A 23,552-nucleotide genomic window follows, 5' to 3' on the forward strand; every position below is an offset into this window, starting at 1 on the left:
CCCACTCATTATCCTGCTACAAGGAGTTCTGCATGAGCATTCAATTTCTCGGCATGATCGGCCACCGCCTGTCGTCGGAAACCATCGCCCCGGTCGGTCCGATTTTTGACCGCGATTACATCGTGCGTTTCGCGCAAACCCACGAGGCCGCCGGGTTTGACCGCCTGCTGGTGGGCCACTGGTCCGATCAACCCGACGGATTCCTGGTGACCGCGCTGGCGGGCCTGTCGACGCAAAAGATCGGCTTCCTGTTGGCTCATCGTCCCGGTTTTGTCTCGCCGACCCTCGCCGCGCGTAAGTTCGCTACCCTTGAACATCTGCTGGGCGGACGGCTGGCGGTGCATATCATCAGCGGCGGCAATGACGCCGAACAACGCCGCGACGGCGATTATCTCGATCACGACCAGCGCTATGCGCGTACCGATGCCTTCCTTGAGACCGTCCGCAAGGTGTGGACCGCCGAACAGCCGGTGGATATCGCCAATGACTTTTATCAGGCGGAACAGGCGTGGTCGGCGATACGCCCGCTGCAAAAACCGCATATCCCTCTCTACTTCGGCGGCTCGTCGGAAGCCGCTATCGCCGTGGCCGGCAAGCACGCCAATGTTTTCGCTCTGTGGGGCGAGTCGCTGGCGCAAACGGAGGAAACCATCCAGCGCGTGCGGGCCGAGGCGGCGAAACATCAGCGAGAAATCGACTTCAGCGTCTCGTTCCGGCCGATTATCGCCGCGACCGAAGCTGAGGCCTGGGAAAAAGCCGAGCATATTCTGCACGTCGCCACCGAACGGGCGGCGCAGAGCGGGGACGGCTTCAAAGCCAAGCCTGACAGCGTCGGGGCGCAGCGTCTACGGGCCACCGCAGCGCAGGGCAAGGTGGTAGATAAACGTCTGTGGACCGGAATTGCGCAGCTGGTGGGCGGCGGCCACAACTCTACCGCGCTGGTAGGGACTCCGGAACAGGTTGCTGACGCGCTGCTCGATTATTACGACCTCGGCGTGCGCAACTTCCTGATCCGCGGATTCGATCCGCTCAACGATGCCCAGGAGTACGGTAAAGCGCTGCTGCCGATCGCCCGCGAAAAAGCGGCCCTGCGCACCGCGGCGGAGCGCGCATCGTGAAACATCCGGCTACCGATGAGTGGGCGCGACGGCTCGCGGAGATTCGCCACCTGATGGCGGAGCAGGCGGCCAGCCTCGACGCCAGCGGCGACTTTCCCCGCGACAATATCGACCGTCTGCGCCAGCGCGGCTTTTTAAGCCTCGCCGTACCGCTGCAGTACGGCGGGGCAGGTGCCGATCTTCCCAGGCTCCAGCAGGCGATTGCCGCTATTGCCTGGGGCGAACCGGCGACGGCGCTGATTGTCTGCATGCAGTACCTGCATCATCTGCGGCTGGCGGAAAACGAGAACTGGTCCGAGCCGCTGCGCCAACGGGTTTTTCACGATGCCGTTGAGCGGGGAGGATTGATCAACAGCCTGCGCGTGGAGCCGGAACTGGGCTCCCCGGCGCGCGGCGGCCTGCCGCAAACCGTGGCGACCCGCCGCGCGGAAGCGGAAGGGTGGCAGATTAATGGCCATAAAATTTATACCACCGGTATTGAGGGGCTGAGCTGGCTGGCCATCTGGGGCCGCAGCGACGACGCTCCGCCGCTGGTCGGCACCTGGCTGGTGCCGCGCGAAAGTGACGGTATTAGCGTCGTCAAAAGCTGGGACCACGGCGGAATGCGGGCAACCGGCAGCCATGAAGTGGTGCTCAACAACGTGCAGGTGGCCGCCGATCACGCGGTGGATGTATGGGCTGCCGATGCGCCTCCCGCGCCGGATGCTGAACAGTTTCGCCTGTTTGCCAACCGCCACACGGCGCTACTGGCGGCAATTTACGACAGCATCGCGCGGGCGGCCCGCGACTGGCTGGTGTCCTGGCTGGGTACGCGTATCCCGGGGAGCCTTGGGCAACCGCTTTCCAGCCTGCCGCGGGTGCAGGAAAAAGTCGGCCAGATTGACGGCTGGCTACTGGTCAATCGCAGTCTGCTGGAAAAGGCCGCGCAGCTGGGCTTTTCCGCCTTTGAGGCGAATCTCGCGAAAGTCACGATTACCGACAACGCCATTCAGGCGGTAAACCTGGCGCTGGAGCTCACCGGCAACCATGGCCTGAGTCGGCAAAATCCTCTGGAACGCCACTATCGTAACGTGCTGTGCGGACGGGTACACACCCCGCAGAGCGACAGCGCGTGGCTGGCGGCCGGCAAACACGCTTTTCAAAAATAAGGATAATTCTCATGCGCAGATTTAATGTTACCGCTTTAGGCGGCGCGATCATACTGCTGGTCCTCAGCGGCTATGCGGCGGCTCAGGAGCGAATCACCCTGCGAATTGCCGATCAAAAAGGCGGCATGCGTTCGCAGCTGGAGGCCGCCAACGCCCTGCAGAATCTCCCATATGAGATTAAATGGGCCGAGTTTCCGGCCGCCGCGCCGCTGGCGGAAGCGCTTAACGCCGGGGCGGTGGATGCGGGGATAATCGGCGATGCGCCGCTGCTGTTCGCGCTGGCTAACGGCGCGCCGGTTAAAGCCATCGCCGTCGATAAAAGCAACCCGGCCGGCACCGCGGTGCTGGTCTCGCCCGGCAGCGCGTTGAAAAGCGCCGCGGATTTAAAAGGCAAACGCATCGCTACCGGTAAAGGATCGATTGGCCACTTTGTGGCGCTGAAAGCGCTGGAGCAGGCGGGAATTTCGCCAAAGGATGTGCAGTGGGTGTTTCTCGGTCCGGTGGACGCCAAAGTGGCGCTGCTCAACGGTTCGGTTGATGCCTGGGCGGCCTGGGAGCCGTACACCACGCAGCTGGTGAAGACCGCCGAGGGGCAGATCCTGGTCAGCGGCAAAGGGTTGCTGCCGGGCAACACCTTCCTGGCGGCAACCGATGATGCCCTGAAGGACCCGCAGAAGCGCGCGGCGCTGCAGGATTACCTCAATCGCCTGGCCGGCGCCGAGCGCTGGGCGTATGCCAATCTCGATAGCTACGGTAAAACCCTGGGGGAGATTATTCGCTTCCCGGCGGATATCGCCCGCGCGCAGTTTGCCAATCGCCAGTCGCAGTGGCAGCCTCTGAACGCGAAGACGGTCGCCCAGCAGCAGTCGACGGCGGATTTTTATCTCGCCAACGGGCTGATCCGCGCTAAGCTGGAGGTGACGCCGACGTTTGATAACGGCTTTAGCGTGCCTGCCGCGCAGGCCCATGCGGAGGCGACGCCATGATAACCTCTGCTTTTTCCCGCCGTCGTTTCTTACGCTTGACCGGCAGCCTTGCGCTGGCCGGCGCATCCCTGCCGCTTTGGGCTCACGATATGGCGGCCATGGCGAGCGGTGAGGAACACCCGGCCCTGCGCCTGGCGCAGCCGTACAAAATCAAGCTGGCGATTAACAAAAGCGCGGTGTGCCTGGCGCCAGTCGCCGTCGCCGAGCAGCAGAAGATCTTCAGTAAATACAATCTCGACGTGGAGTTCGTTAACTTCGGCAACTCGACGGACGTGCTGCTGGAGGCGATTGCCACCGGCAAGGCCGATGCTGGCGTCGGGATGGCGCTGCGCTGGCTGAAGGCGCTGGAGCAGGGCTTCGACGTGAAGCTCACCGCCGGAACCCACGGCGGCTGCCTGAACCTGCTGACGGCGAAAAACTCGCCGTTCGGCGGCCTGGAGAGCCTGAAGGGGCAAACCATCGGCGTCACCGATATGGCCGGGCCGGATAAAAACTTCTTCGCCATCTTGCTTAAGCGCCACGGTATCGATCCGATAAGCGATGTGCAGTGGAAAGTCTATCCGGCAGATTTGCTCAGCGTGGCGCTGGATAAACGCGAAATCGCCGCCATCAGCGGCAGCGAACCTTTCAGCTATCGCCTGCTGGCAACCGGTAAATATCAGCTTATCGCCAGCAATATGACCGGCGATTATGCCAGGCTGAGCTGCTGCGTACTGGGGGTCAGCGGTAGCCTGGCGCGCGATCATAAACCGGCCGCCGCCGCGCTCACCCAGGCGATTCTTGAGGCGCACAGCTATGCCGCCGCGCACCCGGAGAGCGTGGCGCAATCCTTCCTCGCCCATGCGCTGAATACCAATGAGGCGGAGGTCAGCGGCATTCTCCACGGCCAGGGGCACGGTCATCACGCAGTGGGCGAAGCGTTTGTTAAAGAGCTGACCCAGTACGCGGTGGATCTTCAGCGGGTGCAGGTCATTAAACCGGGAACCGATCCCCATCAGTTTGCGGAGAGCATTTATGTCAACGTTTTCGCCTGAACGGGCGCTGGCGCGCCCGGCAAGCGGCAGGCCGCGGTGGACGGAAGGCTGGCTGGCCGCCGCGCTGTGGCTGCTGGGCGGCTTGTATACGCTGGCCTGGCCCGATGCCGGGCGGCGCTGGCCGTTTAGCGAAGGGTGGGCGCTGGCGCAGTTCACCCTCGGCGGCGGGCTGCTGGTGCTGGCGCTGAGCTACCGCTACTGGCGGCTGCGGGGGACGCGTCTGCAGCATGCCGGAAAGTGGCTGGCGCTGCTGCCGCTGCTCTTTGCGCTGTGGGAAGGGCTGACGGCAAAGACGGCATTTTTGCCGGTGCCGTTTTTCGCACCGCCGCAGGCGCTGATTGAGGTGCTGCACGATGACTGGCCGCGCCTGCTCGATAGCCTTCTGCATTCGCTGGGGCTGCTCGGGCTCGGGGTGCTGCTGGGCACCAGTTGCGGTTTTATCAGCGGGCTGGCGATCGGCTGGTCCCAGCGGATCGGCTACTGGGTGCATCCGGTGTTACGTCTGCTGGGGCCGGTGCCGTCCACCGCGCTGCTGCCGCTGTGCCTGTTTATCTTCCCTTCCAGCTTTGGCGCCAGCGTGTTTCTGATCGCGCTCAGCACCTGGTTCCCGGTGACCGTGCTGACCTGGTCCGGGGTTATCGGCATCGATAAGGCGTGGTATGACGTGGCGCGCACCCTGGGCGCCAGCCAGCGTTTCCTGATCCTGCGCGTGGCGATCCCCGCCGCGTTGCCGAACGTTTTTGTCGGCCTGTTTATGGGGCTGGGCGCGTCGTTTTCGGTGCTGATTGTCGCCGAAATGGTCGGCGTGAAATCCGGGATCGGCTTTTATCTGCAGTGGGCGCAGGGCTGGGCGGCCTATCCCAATATGTACGCGGCGCTGCTGGTGATGGCGCTGCTTTGCTCCGGCCTGATTAGCGGGCTGTTTATGGTGCGCGACCGGCTGCTGAGCTGGCAGCGGGGAGGGATGCAATGGTAACCGCGAACGCCACTTCTCAGGCGGCATCGACCGGCGCGGCGGTGTCGATAAGCCATCTGCATCATGCTTTTACCCTCGGCAAACGGACGGTGCCGGTGCTGGAGAATATCAGCCTGCAGCTGCGGCCCGGAGAAAGCGTCGCGCTGCTCGGTCCTTCAGGCTGCGGTAAATCCACTCTGCTGCGGCTGCTGGCGGGACTGGAGCCGCAGCAGGCCGGGCAAATTCAGATTGATGAGGCGGCGATGGGCGGGCCAGGGCCCGAGCGAATACTGGTGTTTCAGGACCCGACCCTTTATCCGTGGCTGACGGTGCGGCAAAACGTGCTGCTGGGGCCGCAGGCGCAGGGGAAAAAGGGGCTTGAGCCAAAAGCCGATGCGCTGATTGCGCGAATGGGTCTGCAGGCGTTTAGTGAGGCGTTGCCGCGCCAGCTTTCCGGCGGGATGGCGCAGCGTGCGGCGCTGGCGCGCGCGCTGCTGAATGAACCGCGTCTGCTGCTGCTCGACGAACCGTTGGGCAAGCTGGATTCGCTTACCCGCATCAGCATGCAGCGGGAGCTGATCGCCCTGTGGCAGCAGCAGGGCTATACCAGCCTGCTGGTCACTCACGATATCGAAGAGGCGCTGCTACTGTGCGATCGGGTGTTAATCATGTCGCCTCGGCCGGGGCGGATTATCGCCGAGTTTGCGCTGCCGCTGGCGTATCCTCGCCATCGCGACAATCCGCTGCTGCTGCAGCATCGTCAGGATATTCTGCGTATTCTTGGCCAGGGAGAGGATTGGTAAGGCAACGTGCTAACCGGGGGCGTGCTCATTCTGACCGTTCGGCGGGTAGTCCCGGGAGCGGCGCGGTAGGGCCGCGCCTTGCCCGGGCTATGGTGTGGTAGCCCGGATAAGGCGCCGCGCGCCGCGATCCGGGACAGGGATGAGGCTTAAAAATCCATCTTCACCGTAAACTGCACTTCCCGCGGATCGCCGATCTGGTTACCGAGGTTATTGGTGCCGATGGAGGAGGTGTAATAGGTCTTATCGAACAGGTTCTTCACGTTAACCTGCAGGGTGACCGGATATTGTAGCTTCATCTTATAGGCGGCAAACACATCCGCCACCGCATAGCCCTGCAGATAATAATCCGCGCCGTTGGTCCCGGAACGTTTGCTCACCGCGCGACCGCCGCCGCCCACCGTCAGCGTATTGCTGTCGTAGACGTTATGAATGTCATAGCTCAGGAACAGCGAACCGGTGTGTTTCGGCACGTTCGGCAGCGGTTTGCCTTTGTAATCCGGATCGTCGGTGACCTTCGCATCGGTATAGCCGTAGCTGGCGATGACGCTCAGGTTATCGGTCAAAGATCCGGCCACGTCAACTTCGACGCCGCGAGAGCGCACCTTACCGGCGGTTTTCGCCACGGTTTCATCACCCACGGATTCCGTGTAGAGAACGTTGCGCTTATCAATATCAAACAGCGCAATATTGGCGGTGACGCCGTTGAACAGCTCAAACTTTGCGCCCAGCTCGTACGCCGTGGACTCTTCCGGCGGCAGGTTGCCGATATAGCTGGCGATAGAGGACTGCGGCATAAACGACTGCGCTACGTTACCGAACAACGAAACGGACGGCGTCAGCTTATAAACCAGGCCCGCTTTCGGCGTCCATTTTTGGTCGCTGCTGTCGGTATTGACGTTAAACGGGCGGCCCTTACCGGCGTACTGGGTGTAATACTGATAGCGCACTCCGGCAACGGCAATCCATTTATCGGTAAGATAGAGCGCGTCCTGAACGTAGCCCGCGTAGCTCTCCTGCTGAATGCGCTGGTCGCTGTCGGATGCCGAAGCGCTGGAGCATTTGCCAACAGTACCGTAGACCGGATTATAGATATTGAAACCCTTGACGTTCTTACAGCGGATCATATCGGTGCGCAGCAGATCGTAATTCTCATAGGCCAGACCAGTGAGGATCTCGTTGTAAAAGCCGCCAATAACCACGTTACCCTGTAAATCCGCTCGCGAAGAGTGCATTTTCTGGGTTGAACCGTGTGTGGCATCGACGCGGCGGGTCAGGTTGCCGGTCGCTGAGTCGTAGGCCATTACCCGGGCCTGATCGTCGTTGTAATGATCCTGGCTGTAGCTGTAGTCGAAGCGGGCGGTCCAGGCGTCGCTGAGACGGTATTCGGCATTCAGCTGCGCGAGATCGGAATAACCGTCGGTAATATTAAACGGTTCATCAAAACGGGTTTTACGATCGACGTTCACCGCATGACCGGTGTTCAGATCGAAGATGGTGCCGCGATCGAAGGGAGTACTGTAGTTACGGTGCGAATATGACACGTTCACCGTCGCCCGCTCGCCGAACCAGGTCAGAGAGGGGTTAATAAAGCTGCTCTTCTCTTTGCCGAAATTACGCCAGTAATCTTCATGCTGATATTCGCCAATAACCCGATACGCCAGCGGCGTCCCGTCAATGGGGCCGGTGACGTCAAATCGGCCGGTACCGCCGCCAAAGCTGGTGGAGGTGGCGGAAACAGAGCCGCCAAAAGTGCGCTCCGGGCGTTTGGTCACCACGTTGATTAATCCGCCGGGGTCGAGAATACCGTACAGCGTTGAGGCCGGGCCTTTAAGCACTTCGACGCGTTCGGTGGCGGCGGTAAAACTGCGCGGCAGTACGGTGCGCAAGCCGTTGGTCATGATTGAACCATCGCGGTTAGCGCCGAAGCCGCGGCGGGTAAAGGCATCCTGGGTTCCGCCGAGGGTATTGGTTTGCACCACGTTGGCGACGTTATACAGCGCTTCATCGAGGTTCGTCGCGTGCTGATCCTGCAGCACCTGTTCGCTGACAGTATTGACGACCTGAGGAATATCCAGCATCGGCATGGAGGTCAGGGTAGCGGTTGACGTATTGACCGGCTGATAACCGTTAGTGGCGTTTTGCTTGCTGCCGTCGGCCACGACCGTCATGGTCTCGTCGGCGGTTTTTTTTGTTGTATCGGCGCTATTAACCGCTGCCAATAATCCCGGTGAGGTGAAAAAAATCAGTGAAAAAAGCGCACGCCCTTTTAATGCCGAAGAAGGGACATTTAATGGAGTCATTGTTGTTTCTCGTGAACGAACCTCGCCTTTGCGGTGAGGTAAAGCCAATAAAATCATTGCCCTGGAAAATAAACCTGGCTGTTTTTTACGCCGTAACGCGCGCCAGATATGTAATTGAGAATCATTCAAACACGAAGAAATGTAGTAGTAAACGTTATGTAAGATAAAAAATCGGCGAAATGAATAATCAATCATTTAGCGGCGATCTGACGCGATGATAAGCGTTTATTTTCTTGTTTTTATTGATAATAAATTTTTTACCTGGTCATTGACGCGGAGGTGATAAAGCGTGAAGCCAGACGCGGTAATAGGGTCTTGACTACTACATTCATCCACCGCATGATCAAAAGAGAATGAGATTTATTTATGTTTGAGTGCGGAACGCGCGGGCCCGACGCCACGCCGTTGCGGCGCGGGAGCGAGTTATGCCACAGCGGGTGTTGCCTGCAGAGCAGGGAATCGTCCTTGATTCCCTGTCGGCCGGATATGGCCAGACGTTAATTATCGACAATATTCATCTCACCATTCCTCACGGGAAAATGACCGTTCTGGCCGGCGCCAACGGTTCGGGTAAATCGACACTGCTGTCGACTATCGCCCGGATGCTCAAGCCGCTGGGGGGCTGCGTACGTCTGGACGGCGAGGTGATTCACCAGATGCCGACCCGGGAGGTTTCCCGTCGGCTGGGCATTCTGCCGCAATCGCCGCTGACCCCGGAGGGGCTGACGGTTTTTGAACTGGTTTCGCGCGGGCGCTATCCGTGGCAGGGGCTGATGCGGCAATGGTCGCAAGCCGATGAACGGGCGGTGGAAGAGGCGCTACGGCTCACCGGCACCGCAGAATTCGCTCATTTACCGGTGGATAGCCTCTCCGGCGGCCAGCGCCAGCGCTGCTGGATCGCAATGGCCCTCGCTCAGCAAACGGCGACGATTCTGCTGGATGAACCTACTACCTGGCTCGATCTGCGCTATCAGGTCGATATCCTCGAACTGCTGCAAACTTTAACCCGCGAACACGGCCGCACCGTGGTGACCGTCCTGCACGACCTGAACTTTGCGGTGAACTACGCCGACCTGCTGGTATTTCTCAAAAAAGGGCAGATCGCCGGGGTGATTAATGAACAGGAAATCTGCACGCCGGAGCTGATCAAAAACGTCTTTGACGTGGACGTTCAGATGTCGCTCAACCCGCAGACCGGCAAGCCCTTTTTTATGCCGTTCCGCGCTCGTGAGGAGAAAGCTTTATGAGCGCCTCCGCGCTGCTGCTTCAGCGCCGACAATCCCGGCCCCGGCTGGCGCTGGTATTGCTGAGCCTGCTGCTGCTGGGCGGCTCGCTGGTGCATCTCGGGCTCGGCGCGCGCTGGATTGCCCCGCAAACGGTGTTGCAGGCGCTGTTCCATTACGATCCGCGCAATTTTGACCACCGAATTATCGTTGATTTACGTCTGGTACGTCTCGCGGCGGCGCTGCTCACCGGCGCGGCGCTCGGCGTGGCGGGCCTGCTGCTGCAAACCGTGATCCGCAATCCGCTGGGTGAGCCGCATATTCTCGGTCTTAACGCCGGCGCTTCGCTGGCGGTGGTGGCGACATCGGCGCTGGGGATCAGCCTCGGCGGCGTCGCGTTAGCCAGGCCGCTGACCGCCGCCTGCGGCGCGGCGCTGCTGTTTGGCGGCGTGATGCTGCTGTCGTCGTCCGGTCGCGGTGGCGTCACGCCGCTGCGCATTACCCTGTGCGGGGTGGCGCTGTCGGCCTTTGCCTCGGCGGTGACGGCGGCGATTCTGATCCTCGATGAACAAACGCTACTGGCGATGCGTACCTGGCTGGCGGGCGATCTTGCCGGGCTGAACTGGCAAACGCTGCGCGCTGCGCTACTTCCGGCGCTGGCGGGGCTGACGATCGCGCTGATCATTGCCCCGCGTCTGAACGTGCTGGCGCTGGGCGATAAGGTCGCGCTGGGGCTGGGGGTGAAAATCGTTCAGACCCGCCTGCTGGGGCTGGCCGCCATTGCGCTATTGTGCGGCTCCGCGGTGGCGGTGGCCGGGCCGATCGGCTTTGTCGGGCTGGTGGTCCCCCACGCGGTGCGCCGGCTGATTAGCGAAGATATTCGCCTGGCGCTGCCGCTGGCCGCTCCGGTTGGCGCCCTGGTGCTGCTGCTGGCGGATATCGCCGCCCGCACGCTGGCGGCCCCCCAGGAGCTGGCGACCGGCGCAATGACCGCGCTGGTGGGGGCGCCGGTGTTTATTGTTATCGCCGCGAGGTTTTTTAAATGAAAAATGCCGTCCGTCGCGCCGGCTTTCGGCCGCTGACCTGCGGCCGCTGGCACATTCTGCTGCGGCCCGCGGCATTAAACATCGCCGCTGTTGCGCTGCTCGTCATCCTGCTGCTGGCGCTGTTTGGCCTGACCCGCGGCAGTTTCCCGATGTCCTCCGGTACCCTGTTCCATGCGCTGCTGGGTGGGGAAAACGTGGGCGAACAGCAGCGATTTATTCTGTTTGATATCCGCCTGCCGAGGCTGTTTATGGCGCTGCTGTGCGGGGCGATGCTCGGTCTGGCCGGCGCGGCGATGCAGAGCATTACCCGCAACGGTCTGGCGGATCCCGGGCTTATCGGGGTGAAGGAGGGGGCCAGCATTGTCGTCCTGGCGCTGGTGCTGTTCTTCCCGGCGGTGGGCCTGGTCTGGCGGCCGCTGGCGGGAATGCTCGGCGGCGTGCTGGTGGCGCTGCTGGTTCTGGCGCTGGCCCGCGATTGTTCGCGCCCGCGCTTTATTCTCATTGGCATCGGCGTGTCGTGGACGCTGGCGGCGGCGGTCGGTATTTTTATGACCACCGCCGACGTGCGCGATGTACAAACGGCGATGATCTGGCTGGCGGGGAGTTTGCACGCGGCGACCTGGCCGCTGTTGGTCGTTGCCTTCTGCTGGGCGCTGCCCGGGGCGATGATCCTTTTTTTGACCGCCAGGGCCGCCGATGTGGCGCTGCTCGGCGACCGCACGGCCATCGGCCTCGGCGTACGTCTGCAGCAGCTCACCCTGTTGCGCTTTTTCGCGCCGGTGCTGCTCACCTCCGCCAGCGTCTCCTGCGTCGGTAGCCTTGGCTTTGTTGGCCTGATGGCGCCGCATATGGCGCGTTTTCTGCTGCGCGGCGGCCAGGTGGCGCTGCTCTGCGGCAGCGCGTTAATTGGCGCGCTGCTGGTGTTAGTCACCGATACCATTGGCCGACTGGCGTTCGCGCCGCTGCAGATCCCCGCTGGGATCGTCATCGCTCTGGTCGGTTGCCCGTTTTTTATCGTTCTGCTCTGGCGTCGTCGTGACGCCCTGTAAATCAAAAAGGATCGCTATGCGTTGGTTCGTTTCTCTGCTGGTGCTGCTGGCGGGCGTCGCCTCGGCCGCCGATACGCAAACCTTTACCGATGACTTAGGTCGCACGGTCACCGTTCCACGACATCCGCAGCGCATTGTGTCGATGCACGATCTGGATATCACCATCCCGCTGATTGAGCTTGGCGTCCCGCCGGTGGCCAGCCATGGCCGGACGCGTCCGGACGGCAGCCACTTTTTACGCGCCAGCGCTCAGCTGACCGGCGTTGATTTTGATAACAGCGCCATTCGGTTTATCGGCACGGCGGATATCGATCTCGAGGCGGTAGCCGCGGCGAAACCGGACCTGATTATTACCGAGCCCAGCCGCCACGTTTCGGTGGAGCAGCTGGAGAAGATTGCGCCGACGGTCAGCATCGACCACCTGCAGGGCAGCGCGCCGCGCATCTATAGCAAGCTGGCGCAGCTCACCGGCACCCAGCCGCGGTTATTGATTCTCGAACGCCGCTATCAGGCGCAGATTGCCCAGCTGAAGTCGATTGTGGACACGCAAAAAATCGTGGTTTCGGTGATTCAGGCCAACAACGGCAAGGTTACCGTGCATCACTCTTATCATACGCTGGGCCGCGTGCTGCGCGATGCCGGATTTCGCTTTCCGCTGCTGATCGACAACATCCCCGATGGCCAGCGTATTGACGTCAGCGCCGAGCAGCTACCGGCGCTGGACGCCGATTTCGTATTTGCCACCTGGCGTTCCGATACCGGCGGCAGGCCGCAGGATGAGCTGCAGGCGATGGAGAGCGTGATGCCCGGCTGGTGCGACTTTATGCGCGCCTGCCGCACCGGGCGCTATATTCTGCTGCCGCGCGAGGAGGTTATCTCTAACTCCTACGCCGCGCTGTCGCTGATGGTCGCCCAGGTGCAGTCGCACATTGCCGGTCGTCCTTTGCCCGAGGGATTGCAATGAAAACGGTGGTTAAAAGAGAGAAGGGACGGGTGGACCTGTTCGGTGAACGTTTTCGCGCTCGCGCGCATCAACTGTCGCCACGTTTGCTGGCGGTGGTGAGCTATATCAACGAAAACCGGGAAGCGGTGCTGGAGCGCACGGCTATGGAAATCGCCGCCGCGACGAATACCTCGGACGCCACGGTGGTGCGCGCCATCCAGGCGCTCGGCTTCGCCGGCCTGCGGGAGCTGAAGCAGACCATGGAGCGCTGGTTCGGCCCGTCGGCGACCTCGTCGGAAAAAATGATCTCCACGGTGAGCGCCTTGTCCAGCGACGTCAATTCGAGCATCGATTTCGTGCTGGACGGGCATCAGCGGGCCTGCGAAGTGCTGTCGCGCCCCGCCAACCGTGCGGCGGTGGCCCAGGCGGTGGTGCTGCTGACCGACGCCCGCCAGGTGGGGATTTTCGGGATCGGCGCCTCGGGCATTCTGGCGGAATATACCGCCCGGCTGCTGAGCCGCATCGGTCTGCCTTCGTACGTGATGAACCGCACCGGGTTTAGCCTCGCCGAGCAGTTGATCGGCCTGCAGCGCGGCGACGTGCTGATTATGATGGGGCAAAAGTCGCCGCACCGGGAGGGGATGACGACCCTGCGCGAGGCCCGGCGACTGGGAATACCGACGATTTTGCTGACCCAGGCGGTGGATTCCCGCTTTAGCCAGGAGGCGCAGGTGGTGATTGAGGTGCCGCGCGGCGGCGATAATGGTCGGGTGCCGCTGCACGGTACGGTGCTGGTATGCCTGGAGATGATTGTGCTGTCGGTCGCCTCCACCGCGCCGCAAAAAACGGTGAAATCGATGAAGCGGATCAATGAATTGCATCGGGCTATTGGTAAATCCGGCGGTAAACGAAGCTAAACGACAGATAATTTACCGTCGGGAAGGTTTCCGGTTGCATGCCATGCTGACTGTGTGTATTTTTATGCAAAATTAATGCATAAAACGGAGTTGTCATGGTTAAGAACTGGATGAAAGCATGTTGCCTGGTGGCAGCAATGATCGGCACCGCTCAGGCGGCTCAGCAAACGTATGTGGTGGGCTCCGGCGGCACCTATCGCCCGTTTGAATTTGAGAACAGCCAAAAACAGCTGGAAGGTTTTGATATCGATATCATTAAAGCGATCGCCAAAGCGGAAGGCTTTGATATCAAACTGGTCAATACGCCGTGGGAAGGGATCTTCGCCACCCTCAGTACCGGCGATCGCGACATTATTATTTCCGGGATCACCATCACCGATAAGCGTAAGCAAATGGTGGATTTCTCCGCCCCTTATTTCCCGGCCGAGCAGTCCATCGTCGTGCCGGCGGATTCGAAAGTCACCTCCCTTGAGGCGCTGAAAAATGAGAAAGTCGGCGTGGTGAACTCCAGCACCGGCGATATTGTGGTTTCCGAGGTGCTGGGTAAGAACAGCACGTCAATCAAGCGTTTTGATAATACCCCGCTGATGCTGCAGGAGCTGTTTGAAGACGGCGTAAGCGCCGCGGTCGGCGACGTCGGCGTGGTGAAATATTACATTAAGCAGCACCCCGAGAAGCAGTTCAAGCTGGTGCCGGATGCCAAATTTGAGCGCCAGTATTTCGGCATCGCGGTGGCCAAAGGCAACAGCGAGCTGCAGGCGAAAATAAACGCCGGTTTACAGAAGATCGTCGCTGACGGCACTTACGCCAAAATCTATAAAACCTGGTTCGACGAGAACGTTCCGACACTGCCAGCGCAGCAATAATTCGATTTTTGTTTTCATCACGGCTATCGACACTGGCGATAGCCGTATTTTTTAGGGAAGGGCTATGACGGGATTCCGTTGGGAGATCATTGAGGAGTACGGTCCGCTGTTTATGGACGGTGCCCTGATGACCATTAAATGTACCATTATCTGCGTGATCCTCGGCACCCTGTGGGGACTGACCCTCGGGCTGGGGCGCATGGCGAAAGCCGAACATGGGATATGGAAGTACGTTCTGCGTTACCTGGTGCAGTTTCCGGTGCGCTTTTACGTCAGCGCGTTTCGCGGCACGCCGCTGTTCGTGCAAATTATGGTGGTGCACTTTGCGCTGGTGCCGCTGTTTATCAATCCCCGCGACGGTTTGCTGGTGACCAGCGGCATGATGAGCGCCGATTTTGCCCGCGAGCTGCGCTCAAACTATGGCGCGTTTCTCTCCTGTATCGTGGCGATTACGCTGAACGCCGGGGCTTACGTGTCGGAGATCTTCCGCGCCGGGATCCAGTCGATCGATAAGGGGCAAATGGAAGCTTCCCGCGCGCTGGGAATGCCGTGGTGGAAAACCATGCGTCAGGTGATTCTGCCGCAGGCGTTTCGCCGCATACTGCCTCCGCTGGGCAACAACGCCATCGCCATCGTCAAGGACTCCTCGCTGGCGTCGGCTATTGGTCTGGCGGACCTGGCCTACGCCGCGCGCACCGTTTCCGGCGCTTACGCCACCTACTGGGAACCCTACCTGACCATCTCTCTGGTGTACTGGGTTATTACTTTCCTGCTGGCGCAGCTGGTTAACCGTCTGGAAAAGAGGTTTGGCAAAAGTGATTCACATTCATAATTTACACAAGCGCTTCGGCGACAGCCACGTTCTGCGCGGCATCAGCTGTGATATTAAGCCACAGGAAGTAGTCTGTATCATTGGGCCGTCCGGTTCCGGGAAAAGCACCTTCCTGCGCTGCATGAACGCGCTGGAAACCGTTAGCGAAGGCGAAGTCGAGGTGAACGGCTATGCCGCTCACGATCGCGCGACCGACCTGAATAAGATGCGGGAAAGCGTTGGTATGGTTTTTCAGCGCTTCAATCTGTTCCCGCACAAAACGGTGCTGGAAAACCTGATTATGGCCCCGATGAGCCTGCGCGGCATGGCGCGTGCGGAGGCAACGCATCTGGCGGAAGAGCTGTTGGCGAAAGTCGGACTGAGCGATAAGCGCGACGCCTGGCCCTCCAGCCTTTCCGGCGGCCAGCAGCAGCGCGTGGCCATCGCGCGCGCGCTGGCGATGAAGCCATCGATTATGCTGTTTGATGAGCCCACTTCGGCGCTCGATCCTGAGCTGGTGGGCGACGTGCTGGAGGTGATGAAAAATCTCGCCAGCGAAGGGATGACCATGGTGATCGTAACCCACGAGATGGGCTTTGCCCGTGAAGTGGCCGACCGGGTTATCTTTATCGACCAGGGCATCATTCAGGAAGAGGGTAAACCGGCGCAGATCTTTGGCGCGCCGACTAACCCGCGCACCGCCGCGTTTTTAAGTAAAGTGCTGTAACGACTCCCGGCCCCGGCGCGCGACGGCGCTGCCGGGGAGAAGACCTTGCGCGGGCGATGAGGGCGCTTTCGTTCTGTCAAACCGTGACTGCCCTTAAGCGTTACTGCGCCGCCTCGCGAATATCATCCCTCTCTTCTTCGCGCTCACGTTCGTCCGCCAGTAGCGCTTTTTCGTTTTTGCCCAGGCACTGAATCAGCAGGAACAGCGCGCCGCTGACAAACAGCGTGATCAGCAGGCCGTCATAGCCCGAGACGCTAATCAACAAGCCGCTGACCACCGGGCCGGCCACGCTGCCCGCAGACCAAAAGAAGCCCAGCAGGGCGTTGATCATAATCAGCTTCTGCCCGGAGAAGGTTTTCCCGGCGCGGACCAGCGACAGGGTATAGAGTGCCCCCGCCGCGGCGCCGAGAATCAGGCAGCCGACAATCAGCTGGATGTACGATGCCAGCAGGAACGGCAGGGCCAGCAGGGCGAGGCAGAAGACCATTGCGCAGGTCAGATGTACGCGGCGGATGCCGAAGCGGTCGGCAATCCAGCCCAGCGGCGCCTGAAATACGGCATCGCCGGTAAGTACTACCGTAACCAGCAATACCGCCGTCACTTCATTCAGCCCTTTATCCATACCGTAAAGCGGCAGCAGCGCCAGTATACTGGCATCAAAAAAGGCAAAGCAGAAAACGCCGGAAGCCAGCACCGGTAAAAAAGCGCCGAGGCTGCGCCAGCTGGCCCGTTCCGCCAGCCGTTCGCGGCTGCCGGTTGGCAGGTGGCGCAGCATCAGCAGGCAGGCGAGGGTCACCACGCCGACCAGCAGCAGCGTCCAGGATTGCCAGGCCTCTCCGGCGGAGATCAGCAGCGGCCCCGCCAGCTGACAGCCGGTAAAGGCGGAGGCATAAATGCCGGTCAGGGTGGCCCGATTTTTCCCCGCCGCGCCGCCGGTGATCCAGCTTTCGCCAATGACGATAATTACCCCTGACGCCAGGCCGGTCACCAGACGCGGCAGCAGGAGATGAAGCATATCAAACGACAGGCAGGAGGCGATCGTTGCCGCCGCCAGCGCCACCAGGCTGACGGAGAGCAGAAGCCCCATCTCGAAACGCCGGCACAGCGCGGGTGAGAGGAAGGAGGAGATCATCATCCCCGCTGGCGGAAGCGCGGCCAGCAGGCCGACGTAAACGGTATCAATCTGCTGCTGCGCCAGCTCCAGACTGATTAAGGGCACCGTGTATCCGGTGATAAATCCCACTAATGAAGCCGCCATGATCATCGCCAGCGTGGGGGCAAGACGATTCTGCTCTGGGTTGAACATTTTATTTTCGGTTAAGGAGGTCTGTAGAGTGAATTATTCGGCAAAACGCCAGTATAGCTGCATAATAATTAATCGCACGCCTTATGTCACCGTTGATATGACTACAAAAAAACGCAGTGCAGGCCGGATGCCGCGCAGGGGCGCGTTGGCGCTGGGTTTGGCGGAAGTTGTCAGCGAGCGGGCGAAAGGATATAACCAATAGGCTAGCGGGTTACCCGTAGCCCTAAAAAATCGCATAAAACACTCGTTCAGCGCTGAAGCTGTGCAGGAAAGGAGTATGTCATGGCTGTGTCCCCTTCACTGATCGCCGAGGCCATTCGCTGGCGACGTGATTTTCATGCTTGCCCTGAGCTGGGGTATCAGGAACAGGAAACGTCGCGCCGGGTGGCTGAACTGCTCGCTTCATTTGGCCTTCAGGTGCATCGCGGGCTGGCGGGTACGGGCGTGGTCGCGACGCTGGAGAACGGCCCCGGTCCGGTAATTGGCCTGCGGGCCGATATGGATGCGCTGCCGATAACCGAGCTGAGCGACGTCGGCTATAAATCGCGAAACCCGGGCGTGATGCACGCCTGCGGCCACGACGGCCATAGCGCGATGCTGCTGGCGACGGCGGCCCATCTGGCGCAGACCCGATGCTTTCGCGGCACCGTGCACTTTGTTTTTCAGCCTGCTGAAGAGAACCTGGGCGGCGCGCGTAAAATGGTGGAAGAGGGGCTGTTTGCGCGCTTCCCGATGGATGCCATTTACGCGCTGCACAACTGGCCGGGTATGCCGCTGGGCCAGGTGGCGATCGGCAGCGGAGCGATGATGGCCTCTCTCGATGCGTTTGAAATCACCCTGACCGGCAAGAGCTGCCATGCGGCGATGCCGGAGCGCGGGGCGGACCCGATTGTCGCCGCGGCACAGCTGATTATGGCGCTGCAAACCATTCCGTCGCGCCGCCTGTCGCCGCAGGAATCCACGGTGGTAAGCATTACCCAGATTTCCGGCGGGGAGGCGATTAACGTGCTGCCGGATAAAGTCGTGCTGCGCGGCACCTTTCGCTGCCTGAACAACCAGGTGCGCGAGCGGGTCAGGGGGCTGATCGAGAGCTATGTCGCCGCCCAGCCGCAGGTATCAGACGTGGAAGGCAAAATCGCCTGGTATCCCGGCTATCCGGTGACCACCAACCATCCTGCCGAAGCGCAGAAGGTTCGTGAGGTGGCGAGTGCGCTTCTGGGCGAGTCGGCGGTGATCTGGAACGGTAATCCGTCCATGGCGTCGGAAGATTTTGCCTGTATGCTGGAGGCCTGCCCGGGCGCTTATTTCTGGATCGGCACCGATGGCGAGACGGCGTCAAAGCCGCTGCATAATGCCGGCTATGATTTTAACGATGAACTGATTCCGCACGGCGTGGCGCTGTGGACGACGCTGGTGGAGACGCTGCTGGCGTAAGAGACCGATCCCGGAGGCGATGCTGCGCATCTGTCCGGGCTACCGGCCCGCAGACGGCACTGAACCCCTAGCCCGGGCAAGGCGCGTTGCGCGCCGCCCCCGGGAGCAAAACTTGATATGGAGGGAGAAGCACGTCTCTCCCTCCGGTGTTTTACACGTTCACGGCCGCTTTCAGGCGGGCTTTCATCTCGCTGTAGCTGTTCCATGCATACTGCTCGGCCCAGCGCTGATCCGCAATAGCCTCTACCTTCACCGCACAATATTTGGTTTCCGGCGTTTTCGAGATCGGATCGAGATTATCCTGCGTCAGCTCGTTACAGGCACCCACCCACCACTGGTAGGTCATATACACCGCGCCCTGGTTAATGCGATCGCTAATGTCGGCGCGGGTAATCACCTTACCGCGTCGCGAGCTCACCCACACCAGCTGCTGATCGGCGATGCCGAGGCGCTGCGCGTCGGCGCGATTGATTTGCACCCGGCCCGGCTCATCGGCAAGCGACTGCAGGGCCGCGCAGTTACCGGTCATCGAACGGCACGAGTAGTGGCCCACTTCGCGCACGGTACAGAGCACCAGCGGGTAGGCTTCATCCGGGGTTTCGGCCGGCGCTCGCCACGGGGCGGCAAACAGCTGGCCTTTGCCGGTCGGCGTGTCGAAGAGATTATCTTTATACAGCCACGGCGTCCCGGGGTGATCCAGCGTCGGACACGGCCACTGAACGTGGTTCATATCGCCCATTTTTTCATAAGTGACGCCGTAGAACAGGGGGCAAAGCTCGCGCATTTCGTCCCAGATTTGCTGGTTATTGTCGTAATGCATCGGGTAGCCCATTTCGCTGGCCAGCAGGCAAATGATTTCCCAGTCGCGCTTAACGTTGCCGGTGGCAATAACCGCCTGCTCGAAGCGCTGGAAACCGCGATCGGCGCAGGTGAAGACGCCGCCGTGTTCGCCCCAGGAGGTGGCGGGCAGCAGCACATCGGCGATCTCTGCGGTTTTGGTCATAAAGATATCCTGCACCACCACGAAATCGAGCGCCTCAATCCCTTTGCGCACCAGGCCCAAATCGGCTTCCGTTTGCAGCGGATCTTCCCCCATGATGTAGTAGGCTTTGATTTCGCCGGCCAGCGCTTTGTGCGGCACTTCGGTGATTCGGGTGCCGACCTGGTCGTCCATGACCGCCGGGTTAACGCCCCATGCTTTAGCAAACTTATCGCGAACGCTGGCGTCGGTGACGTCCTGGTAGCCGGGGAACATATTTGGCAATACGCCCATATCGCAGGCGCCCTGAACGTTGTTTTGCCCGCGCACCGGGCCTACGCCGACGTTGGCGCGTCCGAGGTTACCGGTTAACAGCGCGAGGCTGGCCAGCCCTCTGACGACGTCCACCGCCTGGCCGAACTGGGTGACGCCCATGCCCCACATAATGGTCGCGGAGGGGGCGGCGGCAAACATGCGCATCGCCTGGCGAATTTCAGCGGCCGGCACGCCGACTATCTCCTCAACGGCTTCAGGTGAATAGTCTTTTACCGTTTCGCGATAGGCGTCGAGCCCCTCGGTAAAACGGTCGACGTAATCGTGGTTATAGAGATCCTCTTCCAGCAGGACGTGGGCGAAGGCGTTGACCAGCGCCATATTGCTGCCGTTGTTGAGCTGCAGATGGCGATCGGCGATGCGGGCGGTTTCGATACGGCGCGGGTCGCAGACGATGATTTTCGCGCCGTTTTCCCGGGCTTTAATCACCCGGCGGGCGACGATAGGGTGGGAGTCGGCGCAGTTATAGCCGAAGACCAGCAGGCATTTTGAGTTTTCGATATCGCTGATCGAGTTGCTCATCGCGCCGTTACCCAGCGCCAGCTGAAGTCCGGCTACCGACGGGCCGTGGCAGACGCGGGCGCAGCAGTCGACGTTATTGGTGTGGAGCACGCCGCGGGCGAACTTCTGCATCACATAGTTGGTTTCATTGCCGGTACCGCGGGATGAACCGGTCGTCATAATGGCGCGCGGGCCATGCTTCTCCTTTATTTCACGCAGTTTTTTCGCCGTATAGCGGATAGCTTCATCCCAGCTTACCGGGGTGAATTTGCCGCCTTTTTGATAGCGAATCATCGGCTGCTGCAGACGTGGCGTCAGCAGCTGGGTATCGTTGAGAAAATCCCAGCCGTAATAGCCTTTAAGGCACAGCTGATTTTGGTTGGTGACGCCATCAGCGGCTTCGGCTCGGATAATTTTATTGTTTTCGACGACCAGCTTAAGTTTGCAACCGGCCCCGCAATAAGGGCAAACGCTCGTGATTTTTTTCATCAGTAACAGACCTGTTAACAGTGAATAAACAACAACGGACAGACCGGGCCCGGCCCGCCGGTGTCAGGGCGCCATAAGCCAGCGTACCGGCAAATGACGCAAGCGTTATGCACAGCGCGTGCCAATAATTAATACATTGAATATAAAGATAATATTTGTTCGAAAAAGAGATGGCGGCAGTGATGTCGACACTAATGACGATGACATGACGCCCGGGCGGGCGTCATGGCGGGAAAATCAGGCCAGCTTCTGCCGCAGCCGCGCGAGGGTGTCGGCGGGTAAACCAACTTCTTCGGCGGCGGCGCAAATCGCCTGCCAGCTTCCGGCGTCCAGCGGAATGCCCTCCGCCAGGCGCTGCTGGCGGTTAGCCTCTTCCCACTCGCCCGGGGCCAGAATCGGCGCGTCCGGCTCGTGCGGCGACTGTTTACACCAGTCGATAAACGCTTCGGTCTCGCGCTGCATATCCGGCGCATCGAACGCTTCCGGGCTGAGAATAATGGTGGTCATGCAGTTGAAGATAGCGTCCACGCTGCCCTGCAGGGTCTCCTGATGCGAGGTTTTACCGCCGGATACCGCGCCGCCGATAATTTCGCACAGCGTCGCCAGCGCGTAGCCTTTGTGTTCGGCAAAGGTCAGCAGCGCCCCCAGCGGCGACGTCTGCATCACCGCCGGGTCGGTCGTGGGGACGCCGCGAGCGTCGATCAGCGACCCCGCGGGGACCGGCACGCCTTTATGCCAGGCAACGCGGGTTTTACCAAAAGCGATGGCGCTGGTGGCGTAATCCAGCAGCAGCGGCGGATGGCCGGCGCGCGGAAAAACCACGCACAGCGGGTTCGTGCCGAAGCGGCTATCTTTGCCGCGGAACGGGGCGACCATCACGTTGCCAACCACGTTTACGAAATGGATAGAGATCATTCCGGCGGCGGCGCACTGTTCCGCCCAGTAGCCGATGCGGCCAATATGATGCGCATTGCGCAGCGCCACGGCGGCCATACCGTGCTGTTTCGCCTTCTCAATACCGATCTGCATGGCTTCATGGGCCACGACCTGGCCGAAGCCGCCGTTGCCGTCCAGCGTGACAACCGCACCCGCGTCCTTCATCACGCTGGCGTGGCGGTTGAGCTGCAGATAGCCCTGCGCGTGGGATCGTACGTAGCTCGGGATCATGCCTACGCCGTGGGAGTCATGCCCGGCCAGGTTGGCGGCAACCAGATGGTCGGCGATAAGCGACGCTTCGGTGGGGGAGCTTCCCATATGGGCGAAAAGGGTTTTAACAAAATGATGCAGATCCGTGGCCTGGAAGCGATGTCCTGTTTGCACTGATTCTCTCCTGTGAGTGGGTTGCGGATTATTGTTTTAGTGTGTTTGCCGTTCCATGCTGCGCTGAGCAACGGCGAAGATCAAGGTTTGCGCGCGGCTGTCGTTACGCTGGGCGATCATCTCCAGAGAACAGGGGAGAAATAAAAAATAGGGGGGAGATATTTTTCTCTGCAGTCGGGGATATTTATCCCGCCGGCTTTGGCGCTCCGCAGAATTAATGATAACGATAATAATTATCATCAGCTCTGGACAGCCAGAGGCAAATGATTGCACTCTGTATTAAGGATGCCAACCGATGGGAAAATGAAGCGCATGCGTAAAGGTAAAATTATTGTTTTAATTTTGATGGTGTTTTGTATTCTTATTTTTGCAATTGTTGTCGCCTGGTTTTTACTGTCCAAAGACAATTATGCCGTACCGGAAAATGCGGCGACAGAAAATGCGGTACTGCAGGTGGCGGGTTTAACCGGCAACGAACCTCGCGATCCGCAGGCGCTGAAATCGCTCTATGCAAAACGGGTGATCGTCCGTCAGGTTAATCTGGATAGCGGCCAGTTTGTTGCGCCGGGAGAGGATACCGCTGGGCAAAAAGGCTGCGGTGAACCGGCAGTAGCGCAGAACCCGACGCCCATTCGCCAGCGCTGCCCGCGGGCAGTGGTTTATCTTATTCGCAATAATGATAATGAAATTCAGCAGGTTATACTGCCCTTTTACGGTAAAGGGGCAAAATCGATGATGTATGGCTTGATCGCGCTGGCTACCGATGGTCGCACGGTAAAAGACCTGCTGTATTATCAGCAAAATGAGACGCCGCTGCTGGGCGCGCGCGTGACAGATCCCGAATGGCGTCGCCAATGGCCGGGCAAAAAAATACGCGATAATAACGGCCAGCCGGCGCTGAAGGTCGTACAAAATACTCCTGGCCAGCACGATGATTACACCGTGGATGGTATCAGCGGCGCGACGTTAACCTCCGTCGGCGTCGAGAAGAGTATTAATTATTGGGTGGGTGAGCAGGGCTACGGTAATTTTCTCCGGCAGCTACAGCATAACCCTGAGATATTACGCCGTTAATATCGCACAAGCCAAAATATGCTCCATAACCGGCGCGAAGATCGCGCCGGTTTTTTTTATGCGCTCACGACAGCTATTTCGCGCAAGCCAGGCGTCACTCACGCGCTAATAACGGATAGTTATTAATAATTATTTCTTTGCAACATTTTACATAAATTGTCACAGGTTGACATTTTCATGATCCAGGTCA

General features: G+C 60.1%; 18 protein-coding genes and 2 pseudogenes. 16 read left to right on the forward strand and 4 right to left on the reverse strand.

Features of this window, described 5'->3' with window-relative positions:
• The first annotated feature begins 32 nt into the window (after positions 1 to 32).
• From K2184_RS01980 to K2184_RS02005, 6 genes and pseudogenes are all read left to right on the forward strand, one after another.
• Positions 33 to 1,137 (forward strand): annotated as a pseudogene (locus K2184_RS01980) (LLM class flavin-dependent oxidoreductase).
• On the forward strand, positions 1,115 to 2,266 hold the full coding sequence (locus tag K2184_RS01985) for an acyl-CoA dehydrogenase family protein (RefSeq protein ID WP_032728375.1): 1,152 nt from the start codon (positions 1,115 to 1,117) through the stop codon (positions 2,264 to 2,266). Before K2184_RS01980 ends, K2184_RS01985 begins: the two are co-directional and overlap by 23 nt.
• A gap of 11 nt (positions 2,267 to 2,277) precedes the next feature.
• Positions 2,278 to 3,252 (forward strand): ABC transporter substrate-binding protein, encoded by a 975-nt coding sequence (locus tag K2184_RS01990; protein WP_163525495.1) that lies wholly within the window; start codon positions 2,278 to 2,280, stop codon positions 3,250 to 3,252.
• Positions 3,249 to 4,286 carry an ABC transporter substrate-binding protein gene (locus tag K2184_RS01995; protein WP_032728373.1) on the forward strand — a complete coding sequence of 346 codons (1,038 nt, stop codon included), beginning with the start codon at positions 3,249 to 3,251 and terminating at the stop codon, positions 4,284 to 4,286. The genes K2184_RS01990 and K2184_RS01995 overlap by 4 nt, the downstream gene beginning before the upstream one ends.
• Positions 4,267 to 5,262: an ABC transporter permease gene (locus K2184_RS02000; RefSeq protein WP_163525493.1), complete on the forward strand. Its 996-nt coding sequence runs from the start codon at positions 4,267 to 4,269 to the stop codon at positions 5,260 to 5,262. The genes K2184_RS01995 and K2184_RS02000 overlap by 20 nt, the downstream gene beginning before the upstream one ends.
• Positions 5,256 to 6,044: an ABC transporter ATP-binding protein gene (locus tag K2184_RS02005; RefSeq protein WP_004102846.1), complete on the forward strand. Its 789-nt coding sequence runs from the start codon at positions 5,256 to 5,258 to the stop codon at positions 6,042 to 6,044. Before K2184_RS02000 ends, K2184_RS02005 begins: the two co-directional genes overlap by 7 nt.
• A gap of 146 nt (positions 6,045 to 6,190) precedes the next feature.
• On the opposite strand, the gene K2184_RS02010 is transcribed toward K2184_RS02005, so the two are convergent.
• Positions 6,191 to 8,212, reverse strand: a complete 2,022-nt coding sequence (locus K2184_RS02010; RefSeq protein ID WP_133497425.1) for a TonB-dependent siderophore receptor — start codon at positions 8,210 to 8,212, stop codon at positions 6,191 to 6,193.
• A gap of 557 nt (positions 8,213 to 8,769) precedes the next feature.
• Here K2184_RS02010 and K2184_RS02015 point away from each other — a divergent pair.
• The 8 genes and pseudogenes from K2184_RS02015 (at position 8,770) to K2184_RS02050 (ending at position 15,926) form a co-directional block, all read left to right on the forward strand.
• The gene (locus K2184_RS02015) at positions 8,770 to 9,591 is read left to right on the forward strand and encodes an ABC transporter ATP-binding protein (RefSeq protein ID WP_004102842.1); all 822 of its coding nucleotides are present in this window, start codon (positions 8,770 to 8,772) and stop codon (positions 9,589 to 9,591) included.
• A complete protein-coding gene (locus K2184_RS02020; protein WP_004102841.1) occupies positions 9,588 to 10,613 on the forward strand; it encodes a FecCD family ABC transporter permease in 1,026 nt (341 codons plus the stop codon). The genes K2184_RS02015 and K2184_RS02020 overlap by 4 nt, the downstream gene beginning before the upstream one ends.
• A complete protein-coding gene (locus tag K2184_RS02025) occupies positions 10,610 to 11,662 on the forward strand; it encodes a FecCD family ABC transporter permease (RefSeq protein WP_016807768.1) in 1,053 nt (350 codons plus the stop codon). Before K2184_RS02020 ends, K2184_RS02025 begins: the two co-directional genes overlap by 4 nt.
• Positions 11,653 to 12,626: pseudogene (locus K2184_RS02030) on the forward strand (ABC transporter substrate-binding protein); the annotation flags it as partial. The gene K2184_RS02025 and the pseudogene K2184_RS02030, both read left to right, overlap by 10 nt.
• Complete coding sequence (locus K2184_RS02035; protein ID WP_163525489.1) at positions 12,623 to 13,522, forward strand: MurR/RpiR family transcriptional regulator; 900 nt, start codon at positions 12,623 to 12,625, stop codon at positions 13,520 to 13,522. The pseudogene K2184_RS02030 and the gene K2184_RS02035, both read left to right, overlap by 4 nt.
• Before the next feature lie 95 nt (positions 13,523 to 13,617).
• Positions 13,618 to 14,388 (forward strand): basic amino acid ABC transporter substrate-binding protein, encoded by a 771-nt coding sequence (locus tag K2184_RS02040; RefSeq protein ID WP_004102835.1) that lies wholly within the window; start codon positions 13,618 to 13,620, stop codon positions 14,386 to 14,388.
• A gap of 64 nt (positions 14,389 to 14,452) precedes the next feature.
• On the forward strand, positions 14,453 to 15,220 hold the full coding sequence (locus tag K2184_RS02045) for an amino acid ABC transporter permease (protein ID WP_023321151.1): 768 nt from the start codon (positions 14,453 to 14,455) through the stop codon (positions 15,218 to 15,220).
• Positions 15,204 to 15,926: an amino acid ABC transporter ATP-binding protein gene (locus K2184_RS02050; protein WP_004102830.1), complete on the forward strand. Its 723-nt coding sequence runs from the start codon at positions 15,204 to 15,206 to the stop codon at positions 15,924 to 15,926. The genes K2184_RS02045 and K2184_RS02050 overlap by 17 nt, the downstream gene beginning before the upstream one ends.
• Before the next feature lie 100 nt (positions 15,927 to 16,026).
• Here the strand turns inward: K2184_RS02050 and K2184_RS02055 are convergent, their stop codons facing one another.
• Complete coding sequence (locus tag K2184_RS02055) at positions 16,027 to 17,232, reverse strand: MFS transporter (protein ID WP_004102828.1); 1,206 nt, start codon at positions 17,230 to 17,232, stop codon at positions 16,027 to 16,029.
• Between the two features lie 282 nt (positions 17,233 to 17,514).
• Between K2184_RS02055 and K2184_RS02060 the strand changes: the two genes are divergently transcribed.
• The gene (locus tag K2184_RS02060) at positions 17,515 to 18,666 is read left to right on the forward strand and encodes a M20 aminoacylase family protein (RefSeq protein WP_023321150.1); all 1,152 of its coding nucleotides are present in this window, start codon (positions 17,515 to 17,517) and stop codon (positions 18,664 to 18,666) included.
• Positions 18,667 to 18,817: 151 nt separating this feature from the next.
• On the opposite strand, the gene fdhF is transcribed toward K2184_RS02060, so the two are convergent.
• Positions 18,818 to 20,968, reverse strand: coding sequence for a formate dehydrogenase subunit alpha (gene fdhF / locus K2184_RS02065; protein ID WP_016809484.1), 2,151 nt, complete (start codon positions 20,966 to 20,968; stop codon positions 18,818 to 18,820).
• 237 nt (positions 20,969 to 21,205) lie between these two features.
• Positions 21,206 to 22,288 (reverse strand): malate/lactate/ureidoglycolate dehydrogenase, encoded by a 1,083-nt coding sequence (locus K2184_RS02070; RefSeq protein WP_004102825.1) that lies wholly within the window; start codon positions 22,286 to 22,288, stop codon positions 21,206 to 21,208.
• Between the two features lie 303 nt (positions 22,289 to 22,591).
• Between K2184_RS02070 and nqrC the strand changes: the two genes are divergently transcribed.
• On the forward strand, positions 22,592 to 23,362 hold the full coding sequence (gene nqrC / locus K2184_RS02075) for an NADH:ubiquinone reductase (Na(+)-transporting) subunit C (protein WP_017145718.1): 771 nt from the start codon (positions 22,592 to 22,594) through the stop codon (positions 23,360 to 23,362).
• The last annotated feature ends 190 nt before the right edge of the window (positions 23,363 to 23,552 follow it).

It is taken from the genome of Klebsiella sp. K5-306 (genome assembly GCF_051835185.1).
Taxonomy (GTDB): Bacteria; Pseudomonadota; Gammaproteobacteria; order Enterobacterales; family Enterobacteriaceae; genus Klebsiella; species Klebsiella oxytoca.

What these genes read in the sequence shown, in the direction of transcription:
- K2184_RS02015 (WP_004102842.1), top strand. Translation starts at nt 8,770, where the DNA reads ATGCCACAGCGGGTGTTGCCTGCAGAGCAGGGAATCGTCCTTGATTCC.
- K2184_RS01990 (WP_163525495.1), top strand. Translation starts at nt 2,278, where the DNA reads ATGCGCAGATTTAATGTTACCGCTTTAGGCGGCGCGATCATACTGCTG.
- fdhF (WP_016809484.1), bottom strand. Translation starts at nt 20,968, where the DNA reads ATGAAAAAAATCACGAGCGTTTGCCCTTATTGCGGGGCCGGTTGCAAA.
- K2184_RS02010 (WP_133497425.1), bottom strand. Translation starts at nt 8,212, where the DNA reads ATGACGGTCGTGGCCGACGGCAGCAAGCAAAACGCCACTAACGGTTAT.
- K2184_RS02055 (WP_004102828.1), bottom strand. Translation starts at nt 17,232, where the DNA reads ATGTTCAACCCAGAGCAGAATCGTCTTGCCCCCACGCTGGCGATGATC.
- K2184_RS02005 (WP_004102846.1), top strand. Translation starts at nt 5,256, where the DNA reads ATGGTAACCGCGAACGCCACTTCTCAGGCGGCATCGACCGGCGCGGCG.
- nqrC (WP_017145718.1), top strand. Translation starts at nt 22,592, where the DNA reads ATGAAGCGCATGCGTAAAGGTAAAATTATTGTTTTAATTTTGATGGTG.
- K2184_RS02040 (WP_004102835.1), top strand. Translation starts at nt 13,618, where the DNA reads ATGGTTAAGAACTGGATGAAAGCATGTTGCCTGGTGGCAGCAATGATC.
- K2184_RS02045 (WP_023321151.1), top strand. Translation starts at nt 14,453, where the DNA reads ATGACGGGATTCCGTTGGGAGATCATTGAGGAGTACGGTCCGCTGTTT.
- K2184_RS02060 (WP_023321150.1), top strand. Translation starts at nt 17,515, where the DNA reads ATGGCTGTGTCCCCTTCACTGATCGCCGAGGCCATTCGCTGGCGACGT.
- K2184_RS02000 (WP_163525493.1), top strand. Translation starts at nt 4,267, where the DNA reads ATGTCAACGTTTTCGCCTGAACGGGCGCTGGCGCGCCCGGCAAGCGGC.
- K2184_RS01995 (WP_032728373.1), top strand. Translation starts at nt 3,249, where the DNA reads ATGATAACCTCTGCTTTTTCCCGCCGTCGTTTCTTACGCTTGACCGGC.
- K2184_RS02035 (WP_163525489.1), top strand. Translation starts at nt 12,623, where the DNA reads ATGAAAACGGTGGTTAAAAGAGAGAAGGGACGGGTGGACCTGTTCGGT.
- K2184_RS02020 (WP_004102841.1), top strand. Translation starts at nt 9,588, where the DNA reads ATGAGCGCCTCCGCGCTGCTGCTTCAGCGCCGACAATCCCGGCCCCGG.
- K2184_RS02025 (WP_016807768.1), top strand. Translation starts at nt 10,610, where the DNA reads ATGAAAAATGCCGTCCGTCGCGCCGGCTTTCGGCCGCTGACCTGCGGC.